This window comes from Pseudomonas paeninsulae, from assembly GCF_035621475.1.
GTDB classification, from domain to species: Bacteria; Pseudomonadota; Gammaproteobacteria; order Pseudomonadales; family Pseudomonadaceae; genus Aquipseudomonas; species Aquipseudomonas paeninsulae.
Genome location: NZ_CP141799.1, coordinates 1,652,892 through 1,676,629, shown reverse-complemented (window position 1 = coordinate 1,676,629; position 23,738 = coordinate 1,652,892). Strand labels below are relative to the sequence as shown.

Annotated in this window: 24 protein-coding genes and 1 pseudogene; 11 read left to right on the top strand and 14 right to left on the bottom strand. The window is 61.9% G+C overall.

Annotated elements, in window-relative coordinates; translation table 11 throughout:
* The first annotated feature begins 23 nt into the window (after positions 1 to 23).
* Positions 24 to 416 carry a hypothetical protein gene (locus VCJ09_RS07735; RefSeq protein ID WP_324733827.1) on the top strand — a complete coding sequence of 131 codons (393 nt, stop codon included), beginning with the start codon at positions 24 to 26 and terminating at the stop codon, positions 414 to 416.
* A gap of 193 nt (positions 417 to 609) precedes the next feature.
* On the opposite strand, the gene VCJ09_RS07730 is transcribed toward VCJ09_RS07735, so the two are convergent.
* Positions 610 to 816 (bottom strand): hypothetical protein, encoded by a 207-nt coding sequence (locus tag VCJ09_RS07730; protein ID WP_079201300.1) that lies wholly within the window; start codon positions 814 to 816, stop codon positions 610 to 612.
* Between the two features lie 158 nt (positions 817 to 974).
* On the bottom strand, positions 975 to 2,195 hold the full coding sequence (locus VCJ09_RS07725; RefSeq protein ID WP_324733826.1) for a virulence factor BrkB family protein: 1,221 nt from the start codon (positions 2,193 to 2,195) through the stop codon (positions 975 to 977).
* Between the two features lie 121 nt (positions 2,196 to 2,316).
* Here VCJ09_RS07725 and arsC point away from each other — a divergent pair, with 121 nt between their 5' ends.
* The 3 genes from arsC to VCJ09_RS07710 are packed head-to-tail and all read left to right on the top strand — an operon-like array spanning position 2,317 to position 3,675.
* Positions 2,317 to 2,670, top strand: a complete 354-nt coding sequence (gene arsC, locus VCJ09_RS07720; RefSeq protein WP_324733825.1) for an arsenate reductase (glutaredoxin) — start codon at positions 2,317 to 2,319, stop codon at positions 2,668 to 2,670.
* Complete coding sequence (gene wrbA, locus VCJ09_RS07715) at positions 2,667 to 3,272, top strand: NAD(P)H:quinone oxidoreductase (protein WP_324733824.1); 606 nt, start codon at positions 2,667 to 2,669, stop codon at positions 3,270 to 3,272. The genes arsC and wrbA overlap by 4 nt, the downstream gene beginning before the upstream one ends.
* Positions 3,265 to 3,675 (top strand): DUF2069 domain-containing protein, encoded by a 411-nt coding sequence (locus tag VCJ09_RS07710; RefSeq protein ID WP_324733823.1) that lies wholly within the window; start codon positions 3,265 to 3,267, stop codon positions 3,673 to 3,675. Before wrbA ends, VCJ09_RS07710 begins: the two co-directional genes overlap by 8 nt.
* A 185-nt stretch (positions 3,676 to 3,860) precedes the next feature.
* Here VCJ09_RS07710 and hda read toward each other — a convergent pair whose 3' ends face one another.
* The 3 genes from hda to VCJ09_RS07695 all read right to left on the bottom strand — a co-directional run bounded on the left by hda (position 3,861) and on the right by VCJ09_RS07695 (position 6,826).
* Positions 3,861 to 4,565 carry a DnaA regulatory inactivator Hda gene (hda, locus tag VCJ09_RS07705; RefSeq protein WP_324733822.1) on the bottom strand — a complete coding sequence of 235 codons (705 nt, stop codon included), beginning with the start codon at positions 4,563 to 4,565 and terminating at the stop codon, positions 3,861 to 3,863.
* A complete protein-coding gene (locus tag VCJ09_RS07700; protein ID WP_324733821.1) occupies positions 4,562 to 5,653 on the bottom strand; it encodes an AI-2E family transporter in 1,092 nt (363 codons plus the stop codon). The genes hda and VCJ09_RS07700 overlap by 4 nt, the downstream gene beginning before the upstream one ends.
* A 129-nt stretch (positions 5,654 to 5,782) precedes the next feature.
* Positions 5,783 to 6,826, bottom strand: coding sequence for a DUF2066 domain-containing protein (locus VCJ09_RS07695; protein WP_324733820.1), 1,044 nt, complete (start codon positions 6,824 to 6,826; stop codon positions 5,783 to 5,785).
* Between the two features lie 199 nt (positions 6,827 to 7,025).
* On the opposite strand from VCJ09_RS07695, the gene purM reads away from it, so the two are divergent.
* From purM to VCJ09_RS07680, 3 genes are read left to right on the top strand one after another with little or no spacing between them, the layout of a single operon-like run.
* Positions 7,026 to 8,084, top strand: a complete 1,059-nt coding sequence (gene purM, locus VCJ09_RS07690) for a phosphoribosylformylglycinamidine cyclo-ligase (RefSeq protein WP_079201292.1) — start codon at positions 7,026 to 7,028, stop codon at positions 8,082 to 8,084.
* Positions 8,084 to 8,749 carry a phosphoribosylglycinamide formyltransferase gene (purN, locus tag VCJ09_RS07685; RefSeq protein WP_324733819.1) on the top strand — a complete coding sequence of 222 codons (666 nt, stop codon included), beginning with the start codon at positions 8,084 to 8,086 and terminating at the stop codon, positions 8,747 to 8,749. The genes purM and purN overlap by 1 nt, the downstream gene beginning before the upstream one ends.
* Before the next feature lie 8 nt (positions 8,750 to 8,757).
* Positions 8,758 to 9,474 carry a DUF3108 domain-containing protein gene (locus VCJ09_RS07680; RefSeq protein ID WP_079201290.1) on the top strand — a complete coding sequence of 239 codons (717 nt, stop codon included), beginning with the start codon at positions 8,758 to 8,760 and terminating at the stop codon, positions 9,472 to 9,474.
* 140 nt (positions 9,475 to 9,614) lie between these two features.
* Here the strand turns inward: VCJ09_RS07680 and VCJ09_RS07675 are convergent, their stop codons facing one another.
* The 5 genes from VCJ09_RS07675 to cysM form a co-directional block, all read right to left on the bottom strand.
* Complete coding sequence (locus tag VCJ09_RS07675; RefSeq protein WP_079201289.1) at positions 9,615 to 10,154, bottom strand: DUF2058 domain-containing protein; 540 nt, start codon at positions 10,152 to 10,154, stop codon at positions 9,615 to 9,617.
* Positions 10,155 to 10,262: 108 nt separating this feature from the next.
* A complete protein-coding gene (mazG, locus tag VCJ09_RS07670) occupies positions 10,263 to 11,093 on the bottom strand; it encodes a nucleoside triphosphate pyrophosphohydrolase (RefSeq protein ID WP_324733818.1) in 831 nt (276 codons plus the stop codon).
* 184 nt (positions 11,094 to 11,277) lie between these two features.
* Entirely contained in the window at positions 11,278 to 13,521 is a 2,244-nt protein-coding gene (gene relA, locus VCJ09_RS07665; protein ID WP_324733817.1) for a GTP diphosphokinase, read from the bottom strand.
* Between the two features lie 184 nt (positions 13,522 to 13,705).
* Entirely contained in the window at positions 13,706 to 15,058 is a 1,353-nt protein-coding gene (gene rlmD, locus VCJ09_RS07660) for a 23S rRNA (uracil(1939)-C(5))-methyltransferase RlmD (RefSeq protein WP_324733816.1), read from the bottom strand.
* Positions 15,058 to 15,963 carry a cysteine synthase CysM gene (cysM, locus tag VCJ09_RS07655; RefSeq protein ID WP_324733815.1) on the bottom strand — a complete coding sequence of 302 codons (906 nt, stop codon included), beginning with the start codon at positions 15,961 to 15,963 and terminating at the stop codon, positions 15,058 to 15,060. The genes rlmD and cysM overlap by 1 nt, the downstream gene beginning before the upstream one ends.
* Positions 15,964 to 16,148: 185 nt before the next feature.
* Here cysM and VCJ09_RS07650 point away from each other — a divergent pair, with 185 nt between their 5' ends.
* The 4 genes from VCJ09_RS07650 to VCJ09_RS07635 all read left to right on the top strand — a co-directional run bounded on the left by VCJ09_RS07650 (position 16,149) and on the right by VCJ09_RS07635 (position 21,057).
* Positions 16,149 to 18,902 carry a response regulator gene (locus tag VCJ09_RS07650; RefSeq protein WP_324733814.1) on the top strand — a complete coding sequence of 918 codons (2,754 nt, stop codon included), beginning with the start codon at positions 16,149 to 16,151 and terminating at the stop codon, positions 18,900 to 18,902.
* A 293-nt stretch (positions 18,903 to 19,195) separates the two neighbouring features.
* A complete protein-coding gene (locus VCJ09_RS07645) occupies positions 19,196 to 20,191 on the top strand; it encodes a 2-hydroxyacid dehydrogenase (protein WP_324733813.1) in 996 nt (331 codons plus the stop codon).
* A 27-nt stretch (positions 20,192 to 20,218) separates the two neighbouring features.
* Positions 20,219 to 20,656: a hypothetical protein gene (locus VCJ09_RS07640; protein WP_079201282.1), complete on the top strand. Its 438-nt coding sequence runs from the start codon at positions 20,219 to 20,221 to the stop codon at positions 20,654 to 20,656.
* On the top strand, positions 20,653 to 21,057 hold the full coding sequence (locus VCJ09_RS07635; protein ID WP_324733812.1) for an META domain-containing protein: 405 nt from the start codon (positions 20,653 to 20,655) through the stop codon (positions 21,055 to 21,057). Before VCJ09_RS07640 ends, VCJ09_RS07635 begins: the two co-directional genes overlap by 4 nt.
* Before the next feature lie 123 nt (positions 21,058 to 21,180).
* Here VCJ09_RS07635 and dinB read toward each other — a convergent pair whose 3' ends face one another.
* The 4 genes and pseudogenes from dinB to VCJ09_RS07620 all read right to left on the bottom strand — a co-directional run bounded on the left by dinB (position 21,181) and on the right by VCJ09_RS07620 (position 23,660).
* Positions 21,181 to 22,242, bottom strand: a complete 1,062-nt coding sequence (dinB, locus tag VCJ09_RS07630) for a DNA polymerase IV (protein WP_324733811.1) — start codon at positions 22,240 to 22,242, stop codon at positions 21,181 to 21,183.
* Positions 22,243 to 22,417: 175 nt separating this feature from the next.
* The gene (locus tag VCJ09_RS07625) at positions 22,418 to 22,783 is read right to left on the bottom strand and encodes a hypothetical protein (protein ID WP_324733810.1); all 366 of its coding nucleotides are present in this window, start codon (positions 22,781 to 22,783) and stop codon (positions 22,418 to 22,420) included.
* Between the two features lie 168 nt (positions 22,784 to 22,951).
* A pseudogene (locus VCJ09_RS24745) lies at positions 22,952 to 23,082 on the bottom strand (OprD family outer membrane porin); the annotation flags it as partial.
* 266 nt (positions 23,083 to 23,348) lie between these two features.
* Positions 23,349 to 23,660, bottom strand: a complete 312-nt coding sequence (locus tag VCJ09_RS07620; protein ID WP_324733809.1) for a hypothetical protein — start codon at positions 23,658 to 23,660, stop codon at positions 23,349 to 23,351.
* Between the last annotated feature and the right edge of the window lie 78 nt (positions 23,661 to 23,738).

Here is a 23,738-nt window from a genome sequence, read left to right as displayed (position 1 = left end):
GCTATTAGCTAGGGAACAGCACAATGACCAACGCCCACGACAAGTTGATCGGCCCTGCGCCATCACGCATCGTCGATGCTGCCCGTCTACTGGTCACGCCCTACGAAGGACGTGTAGCCGAATACAACATCGCCACCTGGCTGCAACTGCCGGGGCTGGCCAATCTGCCGGTATCGTTGCTGGTCAGCTACCGTGATGGCGACAAGCGCCGCGAGGTCAGCGTGGATCACGGCAAGGTCAGCCTACACAGCAAGATCCTGTTGTCTGGCGTCGCCCGACTCCCGGTCAAACAGAAGATCGAAGATATGCAGATACGCCTGCGCTCTGCAGTACCGGCGACGACCCTGGTGGTCGAAGAGTTGTTCATACAGGCGGTCGAAGCAACCCACCAAGGCAGCCGTCAAGTTTCAGCCTGAGCCTGCAGATCGCCGCCGCGGCGAACTGCAGGGTTTTGTTTTGGCTATGTACCCGTTAACTGTTGCAACTCGCTGTTGTGGGGAGAGCGGCGCCATGCTGTTAACCCACTGCTGCTAAATAAGCCGTCTTGGTGGTCTGAGCCCACCCTAGGTTTGCGCGTCACACGTAACGACTACAAAGCTTTTACCTTGCTCAGATACCGACGCGCACTGCACAGCTGCTTTGCTCGGCTGGCGGTTCTGCTGCGGGTTCTGGGGGATGAGGCACCAGCGACTCGGGCCAGCGTGCAAAATGCAGCCCGGTAATCCGATTCAGTCGCTCCAGCGCTTCTTGCGGATCGCGTTGATGCAAGTGGATCACCTTGCCATGAGTGGCTTCGCTAAAACGTTCAATTGTCATGCAACGCCTTCAATTCCCATCAATTCCGCTAACCTGATTGCAATCTGCCATAACGATTGCCAAAAGCGTGCCAGCCTCCTTGCGCCCTACTGCAAGACTTACCGTTACCAATGCTTGTAGCTGGATACCGACGCCACGCCGCAAACTGACGCTTTTTGTCACTCGGTAACCGGGTTCAACCAGTCTGCCAGACTGCCATCGAACAACACTGCCTGCTCCTCATGCAGCCGCTCCAGCGCCTGGCGCAGCGCTGGATACCAGGGCTCATCGAGCTGCTCCGGCAACTGGCTGAGTTGTGGCAGCGGCCAGGGACTGCGGCTCAACAGCAGCTTCAGGCTGTAATGATCGAGATCACGGATCAACACCCAGGCCCCCGCAGTGGTCGGCGCGACCAACTGTTGCTGTTCGAGGAACTCGAGCACCTCCTCCCACTCATGCTCCGGCAACTGCCAGCCCAGGCGCTGCACATCGCGATGACGTACTTTCAGGCCCGACTGCTGACGCGCATAAAACACCCGCAAGATCCCCATCACCACCAACAACCGCGGTATGGCGAGCTTGCGCCACTGATGCGATGAGCTCAGGTTGCAGACCAATTCAGCACCAAACAAAACGATCAACCAGGACAGGTAGATCCACAACAGGAACAACGGCACCGTGGCAAAGGCCCCGTAAATCAACTGATAACCCGGAAACCGCTGCACATAGAGCCCGAACAGCGCTTTAGCCACCTCGAACAACACGGCGGTGAACAACCCGCCCAACAGCGCATGCTGAACCGGCACTCGCGCATTGGGTACCGTGGCATAGAGCAAGGTAAAGGCCGCCACGCTGAATAACAGTGGCGCGAAACTCAACAAGGTTTTTGCGCCAATCAGCGCATCAGGCCCGGAGAGCAACGACAGCGAAGCGATATAGGTACTGACCGCGAAGCCGGCGCCGAGCAGGATTGGCCCCAGACTCAAAATCGCCCAATACAGCAGAAAACTCGAGGCGCCCCGGCGCGGCTGACGTACCCGCCAGATCGTATTGAAGGCCCTTTCAATGGTTACCAGCATCAGAAAGGCGGTAACCGCCAGCACCACCACGCCAATCCAGGTCAACTGACGGGCTTGGGCTGTGAAATTGCGCAGGTACTCCTGGACCATTTCCCCGGCCGAGGGGACGAAGTTTCGGAAAATAAACGTCTGGATCTGCTCGCCCGTGCCCTGAAATGCCGGCACGGCAGAGAGCATGGCGAAGGTCACGGTCATCATCGGCACCACCGCGAACAGCGTGGTGTAGGTCAACGCGGCGGCATTGTTGGCGCCGCGATCAGCGAGAAAGCGCTGCAGTAGGAAGCGCCAGAATTCCAACCAGTCATTCAAGCGCTGACGCATGCCCACTCCTTAGCGATTAGCCAACTGGCCCCATAGCAGACCACAAACACACCGCCCTGTTCAGACTAGGACGCCGACGCGGTTAGAATAGCCGCCACCTGCCGCAAGATGCGACCCGCATATGACCGATCTGACGCTCTATCACAATCCTCGCTGCTCGAAATCCCGTGGCGCCCTGCAACTGCTCGAAGAGCGCGGCCTGACGCCGACCATCGTGCGTTACCTGGAAACCCCGCCCAGCGCCGCCCAATTAAACGACTTGCTCGGCAAACTCGGGATCGGCGCCCGGCAACTGCTGCGCAGCGGCGAAGACGAATACCGCACGCTGAACCTGGCCGACCCCGGCCTGAGCGAGGCGCAATTGATCGAGGCCATGGTCGCCCACCCGAAACTGATCGAGCGGCCGATCCTGATCGTCGGCAGCAGAGCGATAATCGGCCGGCCGCCGGAGAAAGTCCTGGAGATCCTGCCGTGAACGCAGCCTATATTCTGGTGCTGTATTACAGCCGCCACGGCGCCACTGCCGACATGGCCCGACAGATTGCCCGTGGCGTGGAAATGGCCGGCCTGGAGGCGCGCCTGCGCACGGTACCGGCAATCTCCAGCGAGTGTGAAGCGGTAGCCCCGCAGATTCCCGCCGAAGGCGCGCTGTACGCCAGCCTCGACGACCTGAAGAATTGCGCGGGCCTGGCCCTGGGCAGCCCGACACGTTTCGGCAATATGGCGGCGCCGCTGAAATACTTCCTCGACGGCACCAGCAGCCTGTGGCTGAGCGGCGGCCTGGTCGACAAACCAGCGGGCGTATTCACCTCCACTGCCAGCCTGCACGGCGGCCAGGAAACCACCCTACTGTCGATGATGCTGCCATTGCTGCACCACGGCATGCTGATTACCGGCCTGCCCTACAGTGAGTCCGCGCTGCTCGAGACCCGCGGCGGCGGCACGCCTTACGGCCCCAGCCACCATGCTGGCGCCGACGGCAAGCGCGCCCTCGACGAACATGAAATATCCCTCTGCCGCGTACTGGGTCAGCGCCTGGCGCAGACTGCGATGAAACTGGAGACAGCCCGTGGCTAAAACCCCCAAACCCCTGCCGTCACTCGACTGGCTAAAGCCGCGCATGGCCGTCAGCCGCGCCATAAGCCTGCTGAGTTTCATGGCCCTGGCGGTGTTGCTGCTGGTATGGAACCTGATGTTCGCCGAGATACCGGACAAACTGCTGTGGGTGATCCTGGCCTTCCAGCTGGCGCCTTTGCTACTACTCGCCCCTGGCCTGATCCTCGGCAACGCCCGCGCCCACGCCTGGACCTGCTTCGTGGTCAATCTGTACTTCATTCAGGGGGTACTGGCCGCCTTCGATCCGTCCAAGGCACTGTTTGGCTGGGCGCAAACCCTGCTTAGTGTCTGCCTGTTCTGCGCCGCGCTGATGTATACCCGCTGGTGCTTCCAGTACGACCGCAAGCTCGCCGGAGAGAATTGAGACCCGCAATAGATCCGAGAAACCTGGGCTGATTCGCCGGATGAGTTGCGCCAAGATCGCGACCCGTAGGCTGGGTTAGCGGCGCCTGCCACCGGCGTAGCGGCAATACGGGCCCGGAGCGCCGCGTAATCCAGCATCGCAGCGGCAGCTTCCCACAATGCCAGACGGGGTTTGCCGGCGGATGCCTACCAGCCCAGAATTTCTTTAAGAAAGGGAATGGTCAGCTTGCGCTGGGCTTGCAGGGAGGCCTGATCCAATCGCTCGAGCAACTCGAACAACGCGCTCATGCTGCGCTCGCCCCGCGTCAGGATAAAGCGGCCGACTTCATCACTGAGGTGCAGGCCGCGGCGCGATGCGCGCAGCTGCAGGGCGCGCAACTTGTCTTCATCGGACAGTGACTGCAACTGGAAGACCAGCGCCAAGGTCAGGCGCGACTGCAGGTCGGCCAGCTTGACCGGCAGCTCGCGCGGCGAACTACTGGCGGCCAGAAGCAAACGCCGGCCGCTGTCGCGCAAGCGGTTGAACAGGTGAAACAGGGCTTCTTCCCACTCGCTAAGCCCGGCAACGGCATCCAGGTCATCGAGGCAGACCAGTTCGAACTGTTCCAGGTTGTCCAGCATATTCGGGCCGTGCTCTACCAACTCAGCCAGCGGCAGATAAACCGCGGGCTCGCCGAGCTGCTCGAAACGCAGACAGGCCGCCTGGAGCAGGTGGGTACGGCCCACCCCCGCACCGCCCCAGAGGTAGATCAGGCTTTCCGCCCAGCCAGCATCCGCCTCGCACAGGCGCTCGACGTAGCCAAGCGCCGCGGCATTGGCACCGGGATAGTAGTTGGCAAAGGTGGCGTCATCACGCAGACGCACGCCTAAAGGTAGTTGAATGGGTCTCATGCAGGGCTGGGCGGCTCGTCTGAAGCGCTGGGGGGTTCCCCATAAAGATCGGAAAGTTTATACAAATCATGTGCATGGCGCACTAAAACCATAATCACCGCGGCCACCGGCAGGGCCAGGAGCACGCCAGTGAAGCCGAACAGCTGTCCGCCGGCCATGATCGCGAAGATCACCGCCACTGGATGCAAGCCAATGCGGTCGCCGACCAGCCAGGGCGTCAGCAACATACCTTCGAGCATCTGGCCGACGCTGAACACGGCGGCAATCGCCAGCAATGGATAGAAATCGCCACCGAACTGGAACAGGCCGGCGGTCAATGCCGCGCCGATCCCCACCACCACGCCCAGATACGGCACGATGCTGGCCAAGCCGGCCAACAAACCGATCAACAGCCCCAGTTCCAGTCCGATCAGCATCAAGCCGACGGCATACATCACCCCCAACGCCAGCATCACCAGCAGCTGCCCGCGCAGGAAGGCGCCGAGCACTTCGTGACACTCGCTGGCCAGTTTCACCACCAGACCTTCACGGGTGCGCGGCAACAAGCCACGCAATCTGGCGACCATCAGGTCCCAATCGCGCAGCAGATAAAAGCTGACCACCGGGATCAGCAGCAGATTGACCAGCCAAGCCAGCAGGGCCAAGCCCGAGGCAGTGGCCTTCGATAGCAGCATGCCGAGAATGTCGGTGGTCTGACCCAGGTGCTCGGAAAATGCCGCCTTGAGCTGATCGAAACGCCAGAAACCGCTATGTAGCCCCAACTTGGCCTGCACCCAAGGCAACGCCTGGTGCTGCGTCCAGTCGAGCATTTGTGGGGCCAGTTCGTAGAGGCGCATCAATTGTTTGCCGAGCATCGGCACCAGCACCAGCAGCAAAATCGCCAGGATCAGACTGAACAGAGCGAAGACCACGATCACGCCCCAAGTGCGCGAAAGCTTCCAGCGCTCGAGCCGATCGACCAGCGGATCGCCCAGATAGGCCAACAGCACGCCAATCAGGAACGGCGAGAGAATCGGTTGCAACTGATACAGCAGCCAGCCGAGCAAGAGCAGCCCAGCTATCCATAGCCAGCGACGTGAATCAATCATGCTCAACCCTCGATGGTGCAACCAGACAATCTGCAGGCCATGAAAGCCTGCAAGTGAACGTACAAACTGGCGTTTCACACGGCATCCGTCGGCAAATTTCCAGCGGCTTACCCCGTATCCGGCGGCAGTCTACCAGCGAAAACGCAGCACATCGTCACGCCGTAACACCTGAGGCGCCGGCTCGCCGGTCGGCTGTTGCGGCGACGGGCTGGCATCAACTGGCTGGGGGGCATCCGTCACTTCCTGCAACTGCACCAGCGCCAGCTGCGCGCGCAACTGCTCGGCACTGGCCTTGACGCGATAGATCAGGCGGTCACCCTCGACCTTGAGCAACTGCGCAGCCAAGGGCGCGAGAATGCGCTGCAGCTCGGCATAGCGCGCCAGGTCGGCGCCCTGCACTTCCAGGGTCAGGCTGGATGCAGCGCCCGGTGCAACCACATAGCGTTGTGCCAGCCGCTCGCTCACCATCAACAGCACCGCATCGGCCAATGCCGCTTGATCGGCGCCCTTGGCCTTGCCTTGCTCGCGCACATCGCCCAACCACAGACGCCATTGGGCCTGCCACTGACCGTTATCTTCACGCGCCTGCACGGCCAGCAGGGCATCGGCGGCATAACGCTCGGACGCCGTACGCAGCGCCTCTGGCTCGGCCGCGCCAAGGTTCTCGGCGGTTGCCAGCAATTGCTCGCTCAAGTCGGCGATCGGCAAGCGTAGCGGCAGCCCACGGTGTTGCGCCGCCTGACGCAACGGCGCGGCGCTACTCTGGCCATCACCGACCAGGCTCGAACCGTCGCTGGCATCATTCAACCACCAGGCTAGAAGCGCCGGACGATTGGCCCCCCACAGCGACAACCCGGCTTGGCGCAGACTGCGGTCGGTGCTGACGGGATCGAAATCCACCAGCAAGCTGTCCTCGGCATAGCCATACTGGCTGATGATCTGCTGTGGATCCTTGCGCAACTCGGCCAGCGCCGGGCTCTTCACCGCCTCAGGGTCACCAGTCAAGCGCAGCACCAGGGTCTGCAGGGCGCGACCCAGGGCAGCGTCACGCTCCTCCGGCTGCTGGCTGGCAACCGGCTCGCGCACCTGGTACAGGTCACTCACCGTTGCCGCCTCGCTGGACAGGCTGAACAGTGGCAGGCTGAGGATTAACAGACGAGCGATCAGGCGCATGGGTAGGTTCTCGACAGACGGAAGGCGGCGGGCAGGCCGTAGTACAAGCCTTATACCTTAAACAGCCGCCCGCGCCCCGGCAACCACCGCACGGCGCGGGTGGCCGCTGCCCGGCAAGCCTGATAAAATCGCGCGCCTTCGCAGACCGACCGCCGCAGCGCCGGTGCACATCCGATATTCCCCTTAAAGGCCTGGATCTATGAGCAAGCAACCCTCCATCAGCTACAAGGACGCAGGTGTAGACATCGACGCAGGCGAAGCCCTGGTCGAACGCATCAAAAGCGTGGCCAAACGCACTGCGCGTCCAGAAGTCATGGGGGGCCTGGGCGGCTTCGGCGCTCTTTGCGAGATCCCGGCGGGTTACAAGCAACCGGTTCTGGTGTCCGGCACCGACGGCGTCGGCACCAAACTGCGCTTGGCGCTGAACCTCAATCGACACGACAGCATCGGCCAGGATCTGGTCGCCATGTGCGTCAACGACCTGGTGGTGTGTGGCGCCGAGCCGTTGTTCTTCCTCGATTACTACGCCACCGGCAAACTCAATGTCGACGTGGCCGCCACCGTGGTCACCGGCATCGGCGCCGGCTGCGAACTGGCCGGCTGCTCGCTGGTCGGTGGCGAAACCGCGGAAATGCCGGGCATGTACGAAGGTGAAGACTACGACCTGGCCGGTTTCTGTGTCGGCGTGGTGGAAAAAGCCGAGATCATCGACGGCTCCAAGGTCGCCAACGGCGACGCCCTGATCGCCCTGCCGTCCTCCGGCCCGCACTCCAATGGCTACTCGCTGATCCGCAAGATCATCGAAGTCGCTGGCGCCGATATCGAAACCATCCAGCTCGACGGCAAGCCACTGACCGACCTGTTGATGGCACCGACGCGCATCTACGTCAAACCGCTGCTCAAGCTGATCAAGGACACCGGCGCGGTCAAGGCCATGGCCCACATCACGGGCGGCGGCTTGCTCGACAACATCCCGCGCGTGCTGCCGGACGGCGCCCAGGCCGTGGTCGACGTGGCCAGCTGGACACGCCCGGCGGTATTCGACTGGCTGCAGGAACAAGGCAATGTCGATGAAACCGAGATGCACCGCGTGCTCAACTGCGGCGTCGGCATGGTTATCTGCGTGGCCCAGGATCACGTCGAACTCACCCTCAAGACCCTGCGCGATGCCGGCGAGCAGCCATGGCTGATCGGTCAGATTGCGGCTGCCGCCGAAGGCGCCGAGCGGGTCGTGCTGAACAACCTGAAGCGCCATTAATGCCGACTGCCTGCAATGTAGTGGTGCTGATCTCCGGCTCCGGCAGCAACCTGCAGGCGCTGATCGACAGCAGCCAGGCGGGCGCTGACTCTTTCAAAAGCAGCCCGCTGCGCATCCGCGCGGTGATTTCCAACCGCGCCGACGCCTATGGCCTGGAACGCGCGAAGGCTGCCGGTATCGATACCTGTGTGCTCGACCACAAAGCCTTTGCCGGCCGTGAAGCCTTCGATGCGGCACTGATCGAGGCCATCGACGCCTTCGAGCCGCAGCTGGTGGTGCTGGCCGGTTTCATGCGCATCCTCAGCAGCGACTTCGTCCGCCACTACGGCGGACGCCTGCTCAACATCCACCCCTCGCTGCTGCCCAAATACAAGGGCCTGCATACCCACCAGCGGGCACTCGAGGCGGGCGACAGCGAGCATGGCTGCAGCGTGCACTTCGTCACCGAGGAACTCGATGGTGGCCCTCTGGTCGTACAAGCAGTGATCCCGGTAGAGTCGCACGACTCACTCACCAGCCTGATGCAACGGGTACACGAGCAGGAACACCTGATCTACCCGCTGGCCGTGCGCTGGTTCGCCGAAGGCCGCTTGCGTCTGGATGCGCAAGGCGCAATGCTGGATGGCCAGCCACTGCCGAACACCGGTCACCTGATCCGCACCTAGGAGATACCATGCGTCGCGCCTTACTGTTCGCCCTCGCCTTATTCAGCCTGCCGGCCCTGGCCAGCGAGTTGACGCCGTTCTCCGCCAGCTATACCGCCGACTGGAAACAACTGCCAGTCAGTGGCACTGCGGAGCGCAGCCTAAAAGCTCTGGACAACGACCGTTGGCAGCTCAGCTTCGAAGCCTCCATGCTGGTCGCCGGCCTCAGTGAACAGAGCACCTTCCGCCTGGACAAGACAGCCTTCCTGCCATTGACCTATCGCTTCGAACGCAATGGCCTGGGCAGAGGCAAGAAAATCGAACAGGACTTCGATTGGGCCGGCAAGCGCGTGACCGGCAGCGACCGCGGCAACCCGGTGAGCTTTCCGCTCAATCGCGGTCTGCAGGACAAATCGACCTATCAGCTGGCGCTGCAGCATGACGTTGCCGCCGGCAAGAAAAGCATGAGTTACCAGGTGGTCGACGGCGACGAAATCGAGACCTACGACTTCCGCGTCCTCGGCGAAGAAGTCGTGCGCACCAAAGCCGGGCAGATTGACGCGATCAAGGTCGAGCGTGTGCGCGATCCGACGCAAAGCAGCCGCAAAACCATACTCTGGTTCGCCAAGGACTGGAGCTACCTGCTGGTCCGCCTGCATCAGGTCGAAAAAGACGGCAAGGAATACCAGATCATGCTCAAGGAAGGCACGGTCGACGGCAAAGCGGTCGAAGGCCGACGCGACTGACGTTCAGGTAACGAACAAGCCGGGCATTGCCCGGCTTTTTCATGCCCCGGATTACAGCCGGCTACGGCACGGGCTAGACGGCATGAGCACACAGGATGTGCGCACCGCGGGCAGAAGACCGCTGGTGCGCACGGCAGCGTTTACCACATCAGATCATCCGGCACCTGGTAGGCGGCGTATGGATCGTCGGCATCCGCGGCTTCGGTCGGGGTATTGAGCAAGATCACCCGCTGCGGATCACGTTCCTGAATTTTCAGGGCCGCCTCGCGCGGGATCACTTCATAACCGCCGCCGCTGCGCACGATGGCCAGCGAGCCGCTACTGAGTTTGTCGCGCATCAGCTTGTTCACCGACAGGCGCTTGACCTTCTTGTCGTCGACGAAATTGTAGTAATCCTCGGTGGTCAGTTTGGGCAGGCGAGACACTTCGATCAGTTGCTTGATCTGCGCTGCACGGGCCTTCTGCTCGACCTTTTCCTGTTGCTGACGATTGAGTTCCTGATCGCGCGCGGCCTTCTCGGCCATGGCCTGCTGAGCGGCGAGCTTTTGCGACTCGTCCTTCTCGACCTGGCCCTTGTGCTGCAGTCGCTGCTGCTTCTGCTTATCCTTGCTAACCTGCTTGGCCTGCTTTTCGTTAACCAGTCCGGCTTTGAGCAACTGATCGCGTAGTGAGATCGCCATAACGTACCTATACCCAACAAACGATAAATGTAGGGTGGATCGGACCGCGAAGGTGCAACCCACCAGAATCTCCACATCCCAGACGGTGCTGGAAACCACAACAGCCAATTAGTCGGCTGCTTGTTGCTTTTCCAACTTCTTGGCTTCGCCCCAGAGCGCATCCAGTTCTTCCAGGTCGCAATCTTCCATGGCTCGCCCTGCTTCGCGCAATGCCTGTTCGATAAAACGAAAGCGCTGCTCGAACTTGCCGTTGGCGGCACGCAGCGCCGACTCAGGGTCGACCTTGAGGTGACGGGCAAGATTGGTCACTACGAACAGCAAATCACCGACCTCCTCGGCAATTGCCTGCGGGTCATTTTCGCTCATGGCCTCGAGCACTTCATCCAGCTCTTCACGCACCTTGTCCACCACCGGCAAGGCCTCGGGCCAGTCGAAACCGACCTGGGCCGCGCGCTTCTGCAATTTGACCGCACGGCTCAGGGCCGGCAAGGCATTGGGTACATCGTCGAGCAACGACAGCTGCTCGGGCGCGGCAGCCTTCTCGGCGCGCTCTTCGGCCTTGAGCTCTTCCCAGCGCTGCTTGACCGCCGCCTCTTTAAGCTTGGATGTGTCGGGGGCGCCATACAGATCGCCATCGACAAACACATGGGGGTGACGACGAATCAACTTGCGGGTGATGCCATCGACCACCTCGGCAAACTCGAAACGCCCCTCCTCCCGTGCCAACTGGCTGTAATACACCACCTGAAACAGCAGATCGCCCAACTCGCCCGGCAAATGCTCGAAGTCGCCGCGCTCGATGGCGTCCGCCACTTCGTAGGCCTCTTCGATGGTGTAGGGCACGATGCTCGCGTAGGACTGCTTGAGATCCCACGGGCAGCCGTGTTGCGGGTCGCGCAGGCGGGCCATCAGGTGCAACAGGTCGTTGAGTTGGTACATGGAAATTTCCGATTCAATCGCAGGGGATGCCGCTTCGTCCCGCCTGCGCGACTATAAACAATCGATCCTGAGCGTCGCGAGCGAAGGCCAGACAAGGCGAAGGCGAGATGAAAAAGCGGAGTTGGCTTTTGCCAATGAGCATTTTTCATCTCGCCTTCAACGCCGTATGGCCGAGCGCAGCAGCTCAGGAAGCCCGGTGACGGCGGGCCTCGATAATATTCGGCAACTGCGAGATGCGCCCGAGCAAGCGTCCCAGAGCGTCCAGCCCAGGGATCTCGACGGTGATCGACATCGTTGCGGTGTTGTCTTCCTTGTTCGAGTGGGTGTTGACCGCCAGCACGTTGAGCTTCTCGTTGAGTAGCACCTGGGTGACGTCGCGCAGCAGTCCGGAACGGTCATACGCACGAATGACCACATCCACCGGGTAGGTCTGTACTGGCACCGGCCCCCAATTGACCTGAATGATCCGCTCCGGTTCGCGCCCGGCCAGTTGCAGCACCGAGGCGCAATCCTGGCGGTGGATGCTCACCCCGCGACCGAGGGTGATGTAGCCGACGATCGGGTCGCCCGGCAACGGCTTGCAACACCCGGCCACCTGCGTCAGCAGGTTGCCGACTCCCTGGATCTGGATATCGCCGCGCTTGCTCGGCTTGAAGCCCGTGGCCTTGCGCGGGATCAGCTCGAGCTGCTCGCTGCCGCGCTCCGGCTCGACCAACTGCTGCGCCAGATTGATCAGGTGGGCCAGGCGCAGGTCGCCGGCACCGAGGCTGGCGAACAGGTCTTCGGCATTTTTCAGGTTGGCCTTCTCGGCCAGTTTCTCGAAGTCCACATGCGGCAGCGCCAGACGGCCCAGCTCGCGCTCGAGCATGGCCTTGCCGGCGGCGACGTTCTGGTCGCGGTCCTGCAACTTGAACCAGTGGACAATCTTTGCCCGCGCCCGCGAGGTGGTGACATAACCCAGGTTGGAGTTCAGCCAGTCACGGCTTGGCGTGCCGTGCTTGCTGGTAATGATTTCTACCTGCTCACCGGTTTGCAGACTGTAGCTGAGCGGCACGATACGTCCATTGATCTTCGCGCCACGGCAGTTATGGCCGATCTCGGTGTGCACCCGGTAGGCGAAATCCAGCGGCGTAGAGTTTTTCGGCAGGTCGATGGCGTGACCGTCCGGGGTGAACACATAGACCCGGTCCGGCTCGATATCGACGCGCAACTGATCGGCCAGCCCACCGATATCACCCAGTTCCTCGTGCCACTCGAGCACCTGACGCAACCAGGAAATCTTCTCTTCGTAATGGTTGGAGCCGGATTTGACATCGGTGCCCTTGTAGCGCCAATGCGCACAGACACCCAGCTCGGCCTCCTCGTGCATGGCGTGAGTACGGATCTGTACCTCCAGCACCTTGCCTTCCGGACCGAGTACCGCAGTGTGCAACGAGCGATAGCCGTTTTCCTTGGGGTTGGCGATGTAGTCGTCGAACTCCCTGGGAATGTGCCGCCAGAGGGTGTGCACGATGCCCAGCGCGGTGTAGCAATCGCGCACCTCTGGCACCAGCACGCGGACCGCACGCACGTCATAGATCTGGCTGAATTGCAGGCCCTTTTTCTGCATTTTCCGCCAGATCGAATAGATGTGCTTGGCCCGCCCGCTGATATCGGCCTTGACCCCGGTGGCTTCCAGCTCCAGGCGCAGGTGGCCCATCACATCATTGATGTACTGCTCACGATCCAGCCGACGCTCATGCAGCAGCTTGGCGATCTGCTTGTACTGCTCGGGCTCCAGATAGCGGAAGGACAGGTCTTCCAGCTCCCACTTGATATGGCCGATGCCTAGACGGTGCGCCAGCGGCGCATAAATATCGAAGACTTCGCGGGCCACACGCTCACGTTTCTCGTCGTCGGCATGCTTGACCGCGCGGATTGCACAGGTCCGTTCGGCCAGCTTGATCAGCGCCACGCGCACGTCATCGACCATCGCCACCAACATCCTGCGCAGGTTTTCCACCTGGGCCTGGGAGCCGAGTACCAGCGAGTCGCGCGGATTGAGGCTGGCGCTGATCGCCGCCATGCGCAGCACGCCGTCGACCAGCTTGGTCACCACGGGGCCGAAGCGCTGCTCCACCGCGGCCAGGGTCACCTTGCCCTCACGTACGCCACGGTAGATGACCGCGGCAATCAGGGAGTCCTGATCGAGCTTGAGGTCGGCGAGAATCTCCGCGATCTCGAGGCCGGCGCGGAAGCTGGAAGCACCTTCCGACCATAGATTCTGTGCGGCGTTAGCCTGCTGCTCGGCCTCGCGGGCGAACTCGCAGGCGTCGAGCAAGGCATCGTGCTCCAGCGCCGGGTCGACGCTGAGTACATGGGCCAGCCAGGCCTCTAGGTTGATGCTGCCGTCATCGTTGATCGGCTGGTGCGCTCTAACCTGAACCATCTTGCTTACCTTCCCTAGGGTGCGCGCCACGCACACCAAACAGTCGCCGGATTTCTTCGACCCGGTCGGTTTAACCACTTTAAGGCACAATCCTTATGCGCCCCTGCACAGCGTAGATAAGGGCTGATGACGCCAAAGCCAAGTGCTTTGGCTGGCCGTTCATCCCTAGCTACGCTCTTTCAACCTATTGCCTGACAAACAACGCCATCGCCTCGACATGCGCCGTTTGCGGAAACATATCGAGGATGCCGGCCTTTTCCAGCCGATAACCCTGCGCCAGCAACTCGGCGCTGTCACGCGCCAGCGTAGTCGGGTTGCACGACACATAGACCAGGCGCTTGGCGCCCAGTGCGCCAATCTGCCTGACCACCTGCAACGCACCATCACGCGGCGGGTCGAGCAGCACGGCGGCAAAACCGCCTCGCGCCCAGCCACTCTCGATCAGCGGATTCGCCAGGTCGGCCTGGAAAAAATGCAGGTTGTCGATGCCGTTGCTCGCCGCATTCTGCGCCGCCCGCTCGACCATCGCCTGCACCCCCTCCACCGCCACTACTTCACGCGTCAGGCGCGCCAGCGGCAAGGCGAAATTACCCAGACCGCAGAACAGATCCAGTACCCGTTCATCCGCCTGCGGAGCCAGCCAGTCCAGCGCCTGGGCGATCATCGCCTCGTTCACCGGCGCATTGACCTGAACAAAGTCGCCGGGCCGATAGGCCAACTGCAAATCCCAGCGCTGCAGGCGGTAGCCCAGGCTTTGCTCTGGCTCGAACGGCTGCGGCTCACCGATACCATGCAGCCAGAGTTGCGCATCATGGGCCACGCAGAACGCCTGCAAGCGCGCCAGATCGGCCTCGCCAAAGGCGGCAGTGTGACGCACCAAGACAGCGCTGGCACTGCCATGGAATAACTCGACATGGCCAATGGCCTGGGGGCTATCCAGCTCAGCCAAGACCGCCGGCAACGCGCGCAGAATCGGCTGCAAGGGCGGGACCAGCACCAGGCAATCGACGATGGCGACGATGTCCTGGCTGGCCGCCGCGCGAAAGCCAACGTCCAGTCGTTTGTGTTTGACGTCCCAGCGCACGGCGATGCGCGCGCGGCGACGGTAGGCGAACTCCGGCCCGACCAATGGTGGTGCCCACTCATCCGGTTGCAAGTCAGCCAACCGGCTGAACTGTTCGCTGAGCATGCGCTGCTTGAGGGCCAACTGATCGGCATGGCTCATGTGCTGGACGCTGCAACCGCCACAGATGCGCGCATGGACACAAGGTTCCACCCGCCGCTCGGGGCTGGCGCTGAGAATCCGCTCGCTGCGGGCCTCGACCACCTGACTGCGTGCGCCCAGCACCCGGGCTTCGACCTGCTCGCCGGGCAGGGCGCCGCTGACGAACCAGGTGCGCCCCTCGACAAAGGCAATGCCGCGACCATCGTTGGCCAACCGTTCGATGTTGAGCTTCTGCTTCTTGCCGACCGGTATTTGCGCCGCGCGCACGCCGCCACTGGGCTGGAAGCGTAAACCGCTGATTTTCTTGGCCATCAGAGCTCCGGCGTGTCGTACACGCCCGTCGACAGGTAGCGATCGCCGCGATCGCAGATGATCGCCACCATCACCGCGTTTTCCACTTCAGCCGACAGGCGCAGCATCGCCGCCACCGCCCCACCGGAGGACACGCCGCAGAAGATGCCTTCTTCACGCGCCAGACGGCGCGTCGCATCCTCGGCTTCGCGCTGGGCCATGTCGATAATCCGGTCAACGCGGCTGGCCTGGTAGATCTTCGGCAGATACTCCTCGGGCCAGCGGCGGATACCGGGAATGGTCGCGCCTTCCATCGGCTGCAAACCGACGATCTGCACCTGCGGGTTCTGCTCCTTGAGGTAGCGCGATACCCCCATGATAGTCCCGGTGGTACCCATGGAACTGATGAAGTGGGTGATCTGCCCCTGGGTCTGGCGCCAGATTTCCGGGCCAGTACCTTGATAGTGCGCCTCGGGGTTGTCGCCATTGGCGAACTGATCGAGCACCTTGCCGCGCCCCCCGCGCTCGAGACTGTCGGCCAGGTCGCGAGCCCCTTCCATGCCCTCCTCGCGCGACACCAGCACCAACTCGGCACCGTAGGCGGTCATCGCCGCCTTGCGCTCGGCGGTGGAGTTGTCCGGCATGATCAGGATCATCTTGTAACCCTTGATCGCCGCGGCCATCGCCAGGGCAATACCGGTGTTACCGGAGGTGGCCTCGATCAGGGTATCGCCGGGGTGGATATCGCCGCGCAACTCGGCCCGGTTAATCATCGACAGCGCCGGCCGGTCCTTCACCGAGCCAGCAGGATTGTTACCTTCCAGCTTCAACAGCAAGGTATTGGACGTATTGCCGGGCAGGCGCTGCAAACGCACCAGCGGAGTGTTGCCGACGCAATCGGCGATAGTAGGGTATTGCAAGGTCATGGCGGCGATCAGGTCCAGGTAGCTGGAAGGGTCCCTATGATAGCGGCAAACGGGCAGTGGCCATAACCGCCGATGGGCCGCCTTGTTGCAGCATGCTGCCAGGGCGACGCCACTGTTGTTCCGTCAAGACCAGCCGCTACACTGCCAGCTTGAGTTCAGCCAACAGGCAACGAGGAAGGAAATTTGTGTTCAAGGATCTAGGCATTAAAGGCCGTGTGCTCATGCTCACCCTGCTGCCCACCAGCCTGTTGGCACTGGTGCTGGGTGGTTATTTCACCTGGGTGCAACTGTCTGATCTGCAGGCGCAACTGCTGCAACGCGGGCAGATGATCGCCGAACAACTGGCGCCGCTGGCAGCGCCCGCCTTGCAACAGCATGACGCCGCCCTGCTGCAACGCATTGCCACGCAGACACTCGAGCAGCCGGACGTAAGAGCCGTCAGCTTCCTCGGCGTTGAGCGCGAGAGCCTGGTCCATGCTGGCCCGAGCATGCTCGATCAACCGCCCAGCGATGAGCCGAGCCAAATGGTCCGGCGCAGCAGTGCGGATGCCACACGCTTTCTCCTGCCAGTGCTGGCACAACATCTAACACTTACTGGCGAGCCGCTGACACAACCTGACAGCGACTTGCTCGGCTGGGTCGAGTTGGAGCTGTCACACCACGGCACCCTGCTCAAGGGCTACCGCAGCCTGCTTGCCAGCCTGCTGCTGATCAGCACCGGACTGATTGTCACCGCCCTGCTCGCCCTGCGCATGAGCCGCAGCATCAACGGACCCTTGCGGCAGATCAAATACAGCGTCGCCCAGCTCAAGGATGGTCACCTGCACACCCGCCTGCCACCACTCGGCAGCCATGAACTGGATGAACTGGCCTCGGGCATCAACCGCATGGCCGAATCCCTGCTCAACGCCCAGGAAGAGTTGCAGCACAGCGTCGACCAAGCCACCGAAGACGTACGGCAGAATCTGGAGACCATCGAGATCCAGAATATCGAGTTGGACTTCGCCCGCCGGGAAGCCCTGGAGGCCAGCCGGATCAAATCCGAATTCCTCGCCAACATGAGCCACGAAATCCGCACCCCACTCAACGGCATTCTCGGCTTCACCAACCTGCTGCAGAAAAGCGAGCTGACCCCACGCCAACAGGATTACCTGGGCACCATTGAAAAATCCGCCGATAGCCTGCTTGGAATCATCAATGAGGTGCTCGACTTCTCCAAGATCGAGGCCGGAAAGCTGATCCTGGAAAACATCCCCTTCAACCTGCGCGACCTGCTGCAAGACACCCTGACCATTCTCGCCCCAGCCGCCCATGAAAAACGCCTGGAGCTGCTCAGCCTGGTCTACCGCGACACGCCACTGACGCTGCTCGGCGACCCGCAGCGGCTCAAGCAGATCCTCACCAACCTGGTCAGCAACGCGATCAAGTTCACCCGTGAAGGCAGCATCGTCATGCGCGCCATGCTCGAAGACGACAACGCCGACCGCGCCCAACTGCGCATCAGCGTGCGCGACACCGGTATCGGCCTGTCCAACGAAGACCTGCGCGCACTGTTCCAGGCCTTCAGTCAGGCCGACAATTCACTGTCGCGCCAGGCCGGCGGCACCGGCCTTGGCCTGGTGATATCCAAGCGCCTGATCGAGCAAATGGGCGGCGAGATCGGTGTCGACAGCACGCCTGGCGAGGGCTCGGAGTTCTGGATCAGTCTGAGCCTGCCGAAAGCCCGGGATGACGCCGAAGACCTGCCCCGCCCGCCACTGCTCGGTCGCCGCGCGGCCATCCTGGAAAGCCACGAGCTGTCACGCCAGGCCTTGCAGCATCAACTGGAAGATTGCGGCCTGCTGGTCAGCGCCTTCGACAATCTCGACAACCTGCTCGAGGCGGTCGCCAGCGCGCACCACAGCAGCCAACCGATGAGTATCGCCGTGCTCGGCGTCACCGCCCAGCACCTGCCGCCGGAGCGACTGGGCCAGCGCATCTGGGATCTCGAGCGCCTCGCCTGCAAGACCGTGGTGCTCTGCCCGACCACCGAACAGGCGCTCTATCACGAAGTACTGCCCGACGGACACAACCAGTTGCAGGCCAAACCCGCCTGCACACGCAAGCTGCAGCGCGCGCTGGCCGAACTGGTCAGCCCGCGCCAAGCACGCGCGGAAACCAGTCCGCCCGGGGCCAGCCGCCCACCGCGGGTGCTCTGCGTCGACGACAATCCGGCCAATCTGCTGCTGGTACAAACCCTGCTGGACGACATGGGCGCTCAAGTCAGCACCGCCAACAGCGGTTACGAAGCCCTGGAAAAATACCAGCAGCACAGCTTCGACCTGATTCTCATGGACGTGCAGATGCCTGGCATGGATGGCCGCCAAACCACCGAAGCGATTCGCCAGCATGAGGGCGAACACGGCCAGTCCCCCGTCCCCATAGTCGCCCTGACGGCCCATGCCCTGGCCAACGAAAAACGCGCCCTATTGCAAAGCGGCCTGGATGACTACCTGACCAAGCCCATCAGCGAACGGCAACTGGCCCAGGTCGTGCTCAAATGGACCGGGCTGGCGCTGCGCAACCAAGGCCCCGAGCAAACCAGCGAAAGCGCCAACGCAGACCGTGCCCTGCGGGTACTGGACAGCGAAGAAGGCCTGCGCCTGGCAGCTGGCAAAGCCGACCTGGCTGCCGACATGCTGAGCATGCTGCTGGCCGGGCTGCCGGCCGACCGCCAAGCCATCCGCCAGGCCCGCGGGGCGGGCGATCGTAATGCCCTGATCGAACGCGTGCACCGCCTGCACGGCGCGACCCGCTATTGCGGCGTACCACAACTGCGGGCCGCCTGTCAGCGCAGCGAAACCCTGTTGAAACAGAATGACCCCGTCGCGCCCAGCGCACTGGACCTGCTCGATGCCGCCATCGAACGATTGGCCAAAGAGGCGCAGATCAGTGCCTAGGCGCCTGATCGGTTAATCCGTTTATCCATGTTCCAGAGCCTTGCGGGAGGCCGTGACCGCTCGCGAAATGTACCCGACATTTTCCTACCCTCCCCACCCATGGGGGCGCCGGCGGCGCTTGCGGCATTTTCCACCTCCGGGTGGCTCGTGCGCCCCGCGGCGAATCCAGCCCACAGGACTGCCAGGCGGTACTGGCGCGGTGCAGGACAACCGAGGGCGGGCCACCCACAGATGCGGCTCAGACCGGCGAATTTGAGCTAACCAACTAACCGTACAGGCCACCTGGAGTCAGCATGCGAATCCTCTTTTTCAGTAGCAAGCCCTATGACAGCGACAGCTTTAATGCCGCCGGCGCGCCCGCTGACTATCAATTGCATTTCCAGCAGGCGCGCCTGACCACCGACAGCGCCACCCTGGCGGCGGGCCATGACGTGGTCTGCGCCTTTATCAATGATGAACTCTCGGCACCCGTGCTGGAGCGCCTGGCTGCCGGCGGCACACGCCTGATTGCCCTGCGCTCGGCGGGCTACAACCATGTCGACCTCAAGGCAGCGCAGCGGCTTGGCCTGTGCGTAGTCAGGGTGCCCGCCTACTCATCGCACGCGGTGGCCGAGCATGCGGTGGCGTTGATCCTGGCACTCAACCGGCGCATTCACCGCGCCTTCAACCGCACCCGCGAAGGTGATTTTTCCCTGCACGGCCTGACCGGCTTCGACCTGCACGGCAAGAACATTGGCATCATCGGCGGCGGCCAGATCGGCATGGTCTTCGCACGGATCATGGCCGGCTTTGGCTGCCGCCTGCAGGTGTTCGACCCGTTCCCCGTGGCTGGTTTGGGGGCATTGGGCGGTAGCCAGGTATCACTGGCGCAACTGTTGGCCGACAGCGACATCATCAGCCTGCATTGTCCGCTGACCGAGAGCAGCCACCATTTGATCAACGCCCAGAGCCTGCAGCAGATGAAACCTGGGGTCATGCTGATCAACACCGGACGCGGTGCCCTGATCGATACCCCGGCGCTGATCGGCGCATTGAAAAGCGGCCAGCTCGGCTTCCTGGGCCTAGATGTTTATGAGGAGGAGGCCGAGCTGTTTTTCGAGGACTGTTCCGACCTGCCGCTGCAGGACGACGTATTGGCGCGCCTGCTGAGCTTCCCCAACGTCATCATCACCGCCCACCAGGCCTTCCTCACCCAAGAAGCGCTGGCAGCTATCGCCCACACCACCCTGGACAACATCACCGCCTGGGCCGACGGCACACCGAGCAATCAGGTGCAGGCCGGCGCGTGATAGCATTTGCGCTGACTTGGAGGAACCATGGCCGAACACGACTTTCGCTACACCCTGCTCAATCCTGAACATACCCTGACTGAATGCCGCGCACTGGCACCGGGCCGCTACCAGGTCACCGGCAACGGCGGCTCGATGCGCAGCGGCGACAGCCTACTGGTCACCCTCAAAGGCAGCCGTGAGCTGAGCATGCGCTTAGAGGTCGAAAAGGTGCGCCACCTGATCAACCCTCACGGGCAATGGGTTGCAGTGGCCAAAGGCCCGGTCTTTGGCGAATTGGCAATCTTCAATTGGCAGGTCAAATGCGACGGCTGCGCCACCCAGCTCGACTTCGAGTTTGCCGTCGATGCCGCACTTGGCAAGAAAGCTCAGGCGCCAGCAGCCGAAGCACGGATCAACCAACTGGGCTGGCGCAGCCAGAACGGCCACCACCTGTGCCCTAAATGCCGAAAGGAAGCCGCATGAAACGCGCCCTCGCGGTCAGCCTGCTCAGCGTCAGCCTGTTCGGTTGCGCCAGCGCGCCACTGCAACTTGAGAGCGAACGCACCTATCAAGTGGAATGGATTGGCGAACGCCCGCTGATCGACCGCAGCCACCTGAGCATCACGTTCGGCGAGGATGGTCGCGCTTATGGCAACGCCGGCTGCAATCACTGGTTTGCCAGTTACAAGCTGACTGGCGCACAACTCAGTTTCGGCGCCGCCGGCAGCACCCGTAAAATGTGCGCCCCGGCACTGATGGAACAAGAAGCGCGCTTCCTCGATCGCCTGAGCAAGGTGCAGCGCTGGGATGTCTCGCCGATCGAGCAACTGCGTCTGTGGCCCGCAGAAGGCAAGCCGCTGCGCCTGTGGCCGGAACAAGGCTGACCTTGAGTAGGGTGGGCCGGGCGGCGACCCCAGCTCACCTCGATTACCGCTCCGGTGGGCTGAAGCCCACCCTACTCGCCCCTACCCATAGATCGTGGCACGCAGATGTATCCGCGGGGCCACCTACCGCGCAAACAACTCCAACTGCTCATGCCGCCCACGCAAGTCGTGCAGGCGCACGCCGACGCCCAACAAACGCACCGGCTTGTTGCCGCGCGCGAAAGCCGCGCTCAGCAGCAGCCGGTAACTGTCCAGATCCCAGCGCGCCCCGGCCTGCTCCAGGGTGGTCTGGGTGAAGTCGTGGAACTTGATCTTGACGAAGGGCTTGTCCGGCCGATAACTGGCATCCAGCCGCGTCATGCGCCTCGTCAACTCGTCGAGCAACTGCGGCAGTTGCGTCAGGCAGGCCGGCAGATCCGGCAGATCCTGGTCGTAGGTGGTTTCCACGCTGACCGTTTGCCGGCGGCTGTCGGTCTGCACCGGGCGCTCGTCGATGCCACGGGCCAGCCCCCAGAGGCGCTCGCCGAAGCTGCCGAACTCTTTCACCAAGCCCAACTTCTGCCACTCGCGCAGATCCGCGCAGGTGCGGATGCCGCGCCGCGCCAGCTTGTCGGCGGTTACCTTGCCGACCCCGTGCAATTTACTCACCGGCAAGGCAGCCACGAACGCCTCGACCTGATCCGGGGTGATCACGAACAAACCGTTGGGTTTCTTCCAGTCGCTAGCGATCTTGGCCAGGAACTTGTTCGGCGCCACGCCCGCCGAAACGGTGATGTGCAGTTCCTGCGAGACCCGCCGACGAATATCCTGGGCGATACGCGTGGCGCTACCGGCAAAGTGCGGGCTTTCCGAAACGTCCAGATAGGCTTCATCCAGCGACAATGGCTCGATCAGCTCGGTGTACTCACGGAAGATCGCCTGAATTTCGCGCGACACCGCCTTGTAGGCGTCCATCCGCGGCTTGACGATCAGCAAGTCGGGGCACAGTTTCAGCGCATGCCCGGAGGCCATCGCCGAACGTATCCCATAGGCACGGGCCTCGTAATTGCAAGTAGCGATCACCCCACGGCGGTCCGCAGCGCCCCCCACCGCCAACGGCTTGCCGGCCAGGCTCGGGTCGTCACGCATCTCGATAGCGGCATAGAAGCAGTCACAGTCAACGTGGATGATTTTTCTTTCACTCATAAATCATTGATTTTTCTTGTATAAATAAAAGAATTGCGCCAACCGATACCCGCCTTTATACCCGCTTTTTTCTCGACTGGATTTTCTGCGCTGGACACCACGAGAACCACTCATCAACCGACGAACGGTAGCTAAACATCATACCGTTTATCCCCTCTTTACAGACCAGGAGCCATCAAGACTTGTGGTCAAACTCCGACGTATCACGCCGCATTATCCACCCCGGCGTCGACGGCACGAAGCCTGAGCGCAAGGCGTCCCAACCCCAACCGCACTTCGCGCCCTCCGAATCGAGCACTGCCATCACCTTCTGCGATTCCTCTTGTTGGGTCTCGGGGTGCAGGTTGACGGTGTACTCGCCGAGCGGGCACAGGACGAGCAGCAGCACCTCGACCTTGGAGAAGGCGAAACCCGAACCGGTACACCTGCTCCAGGCAGGCCAGGGCGCCTGGGTAATCAGTTGAGTGTCATCGCTCGGGTATGGTAGCTCGCACAGCACGCCACTGGCACAGCCACGGTGCTGACGCGCAGCTACAGCCACCAGTGGCGATCTGCACACGCACTGCCGAGAGGCGTCTGCGTACCCCAGTTTTCGGCACCGCCGTCGAAGTGTGGGCAAACAGTCTGGCTAGGTGGTTCTTGAGCCTCCCAAGCTCATGACGATGGTTCGATTCCCTTCGCCTCCAACATTCTGTTTTTAGGTGCTCTGGGCCAAGCCGTCGATGCTGTTATTAGCCACGGTGATGCCGCGAAAGCTTTCGGGTAAAGTCGCGAGTCGCCGTATTGAACGACGGTACTGGCAGGGAAGACGTTGCCGGCTTTGATAACTGTATCCATGAACAATGAGTGGGCGATCAGATCGTTTTACCGCTTTCAAAATCGGCGCAGACTGACGTCAGCCAGAAATACATGACTACTTCAGATCATCCCTAGAGCAAGTCAACCTGACAGAGGCCTGAAGCTAGGATTACATTTTCGTAAGCTTCTGGTTGGACAGAGCGACACACATGGCAATCGCTGCGCATGCACACCACAGGCTCTTGGTGGGTGTCGATATCCATGCTCACCAGAACTAACAGGGAGTTATCGTCCATCGTCATCTCCAGTTAAGGCTTGCGTTTTGTCCCAGGCGGCGTTTGATGGCAGCTCCAGGGCTGGTGCGCGGCGTTGTCTTTGATGTTCTGATCGACAAAACGGTAGTGCCCCTCCTTGAAATGCGTCCACCAACCGTGACCCACCTCAATCTCGAACTTGCTCAACACTTCCTCAACGCAGTCGATGCTGACACGTGCGGCATTGTAGGCCAGGTTCAACACTTGTGTTGGCGCTGATGGAAAATTGACCCACCCTGCCGATTGAAATTTGACCCAGGGCGGATTGCTGATTTCTTTACCAGCAACTGTGGATAAGTCTATCAACGCAGCTGCTCTTGATCCCCCTCTTTCGTTAGCCCAGTTCAGTTGTTGAAAACCTGCCGCATGCTGTCATGCAGCAGG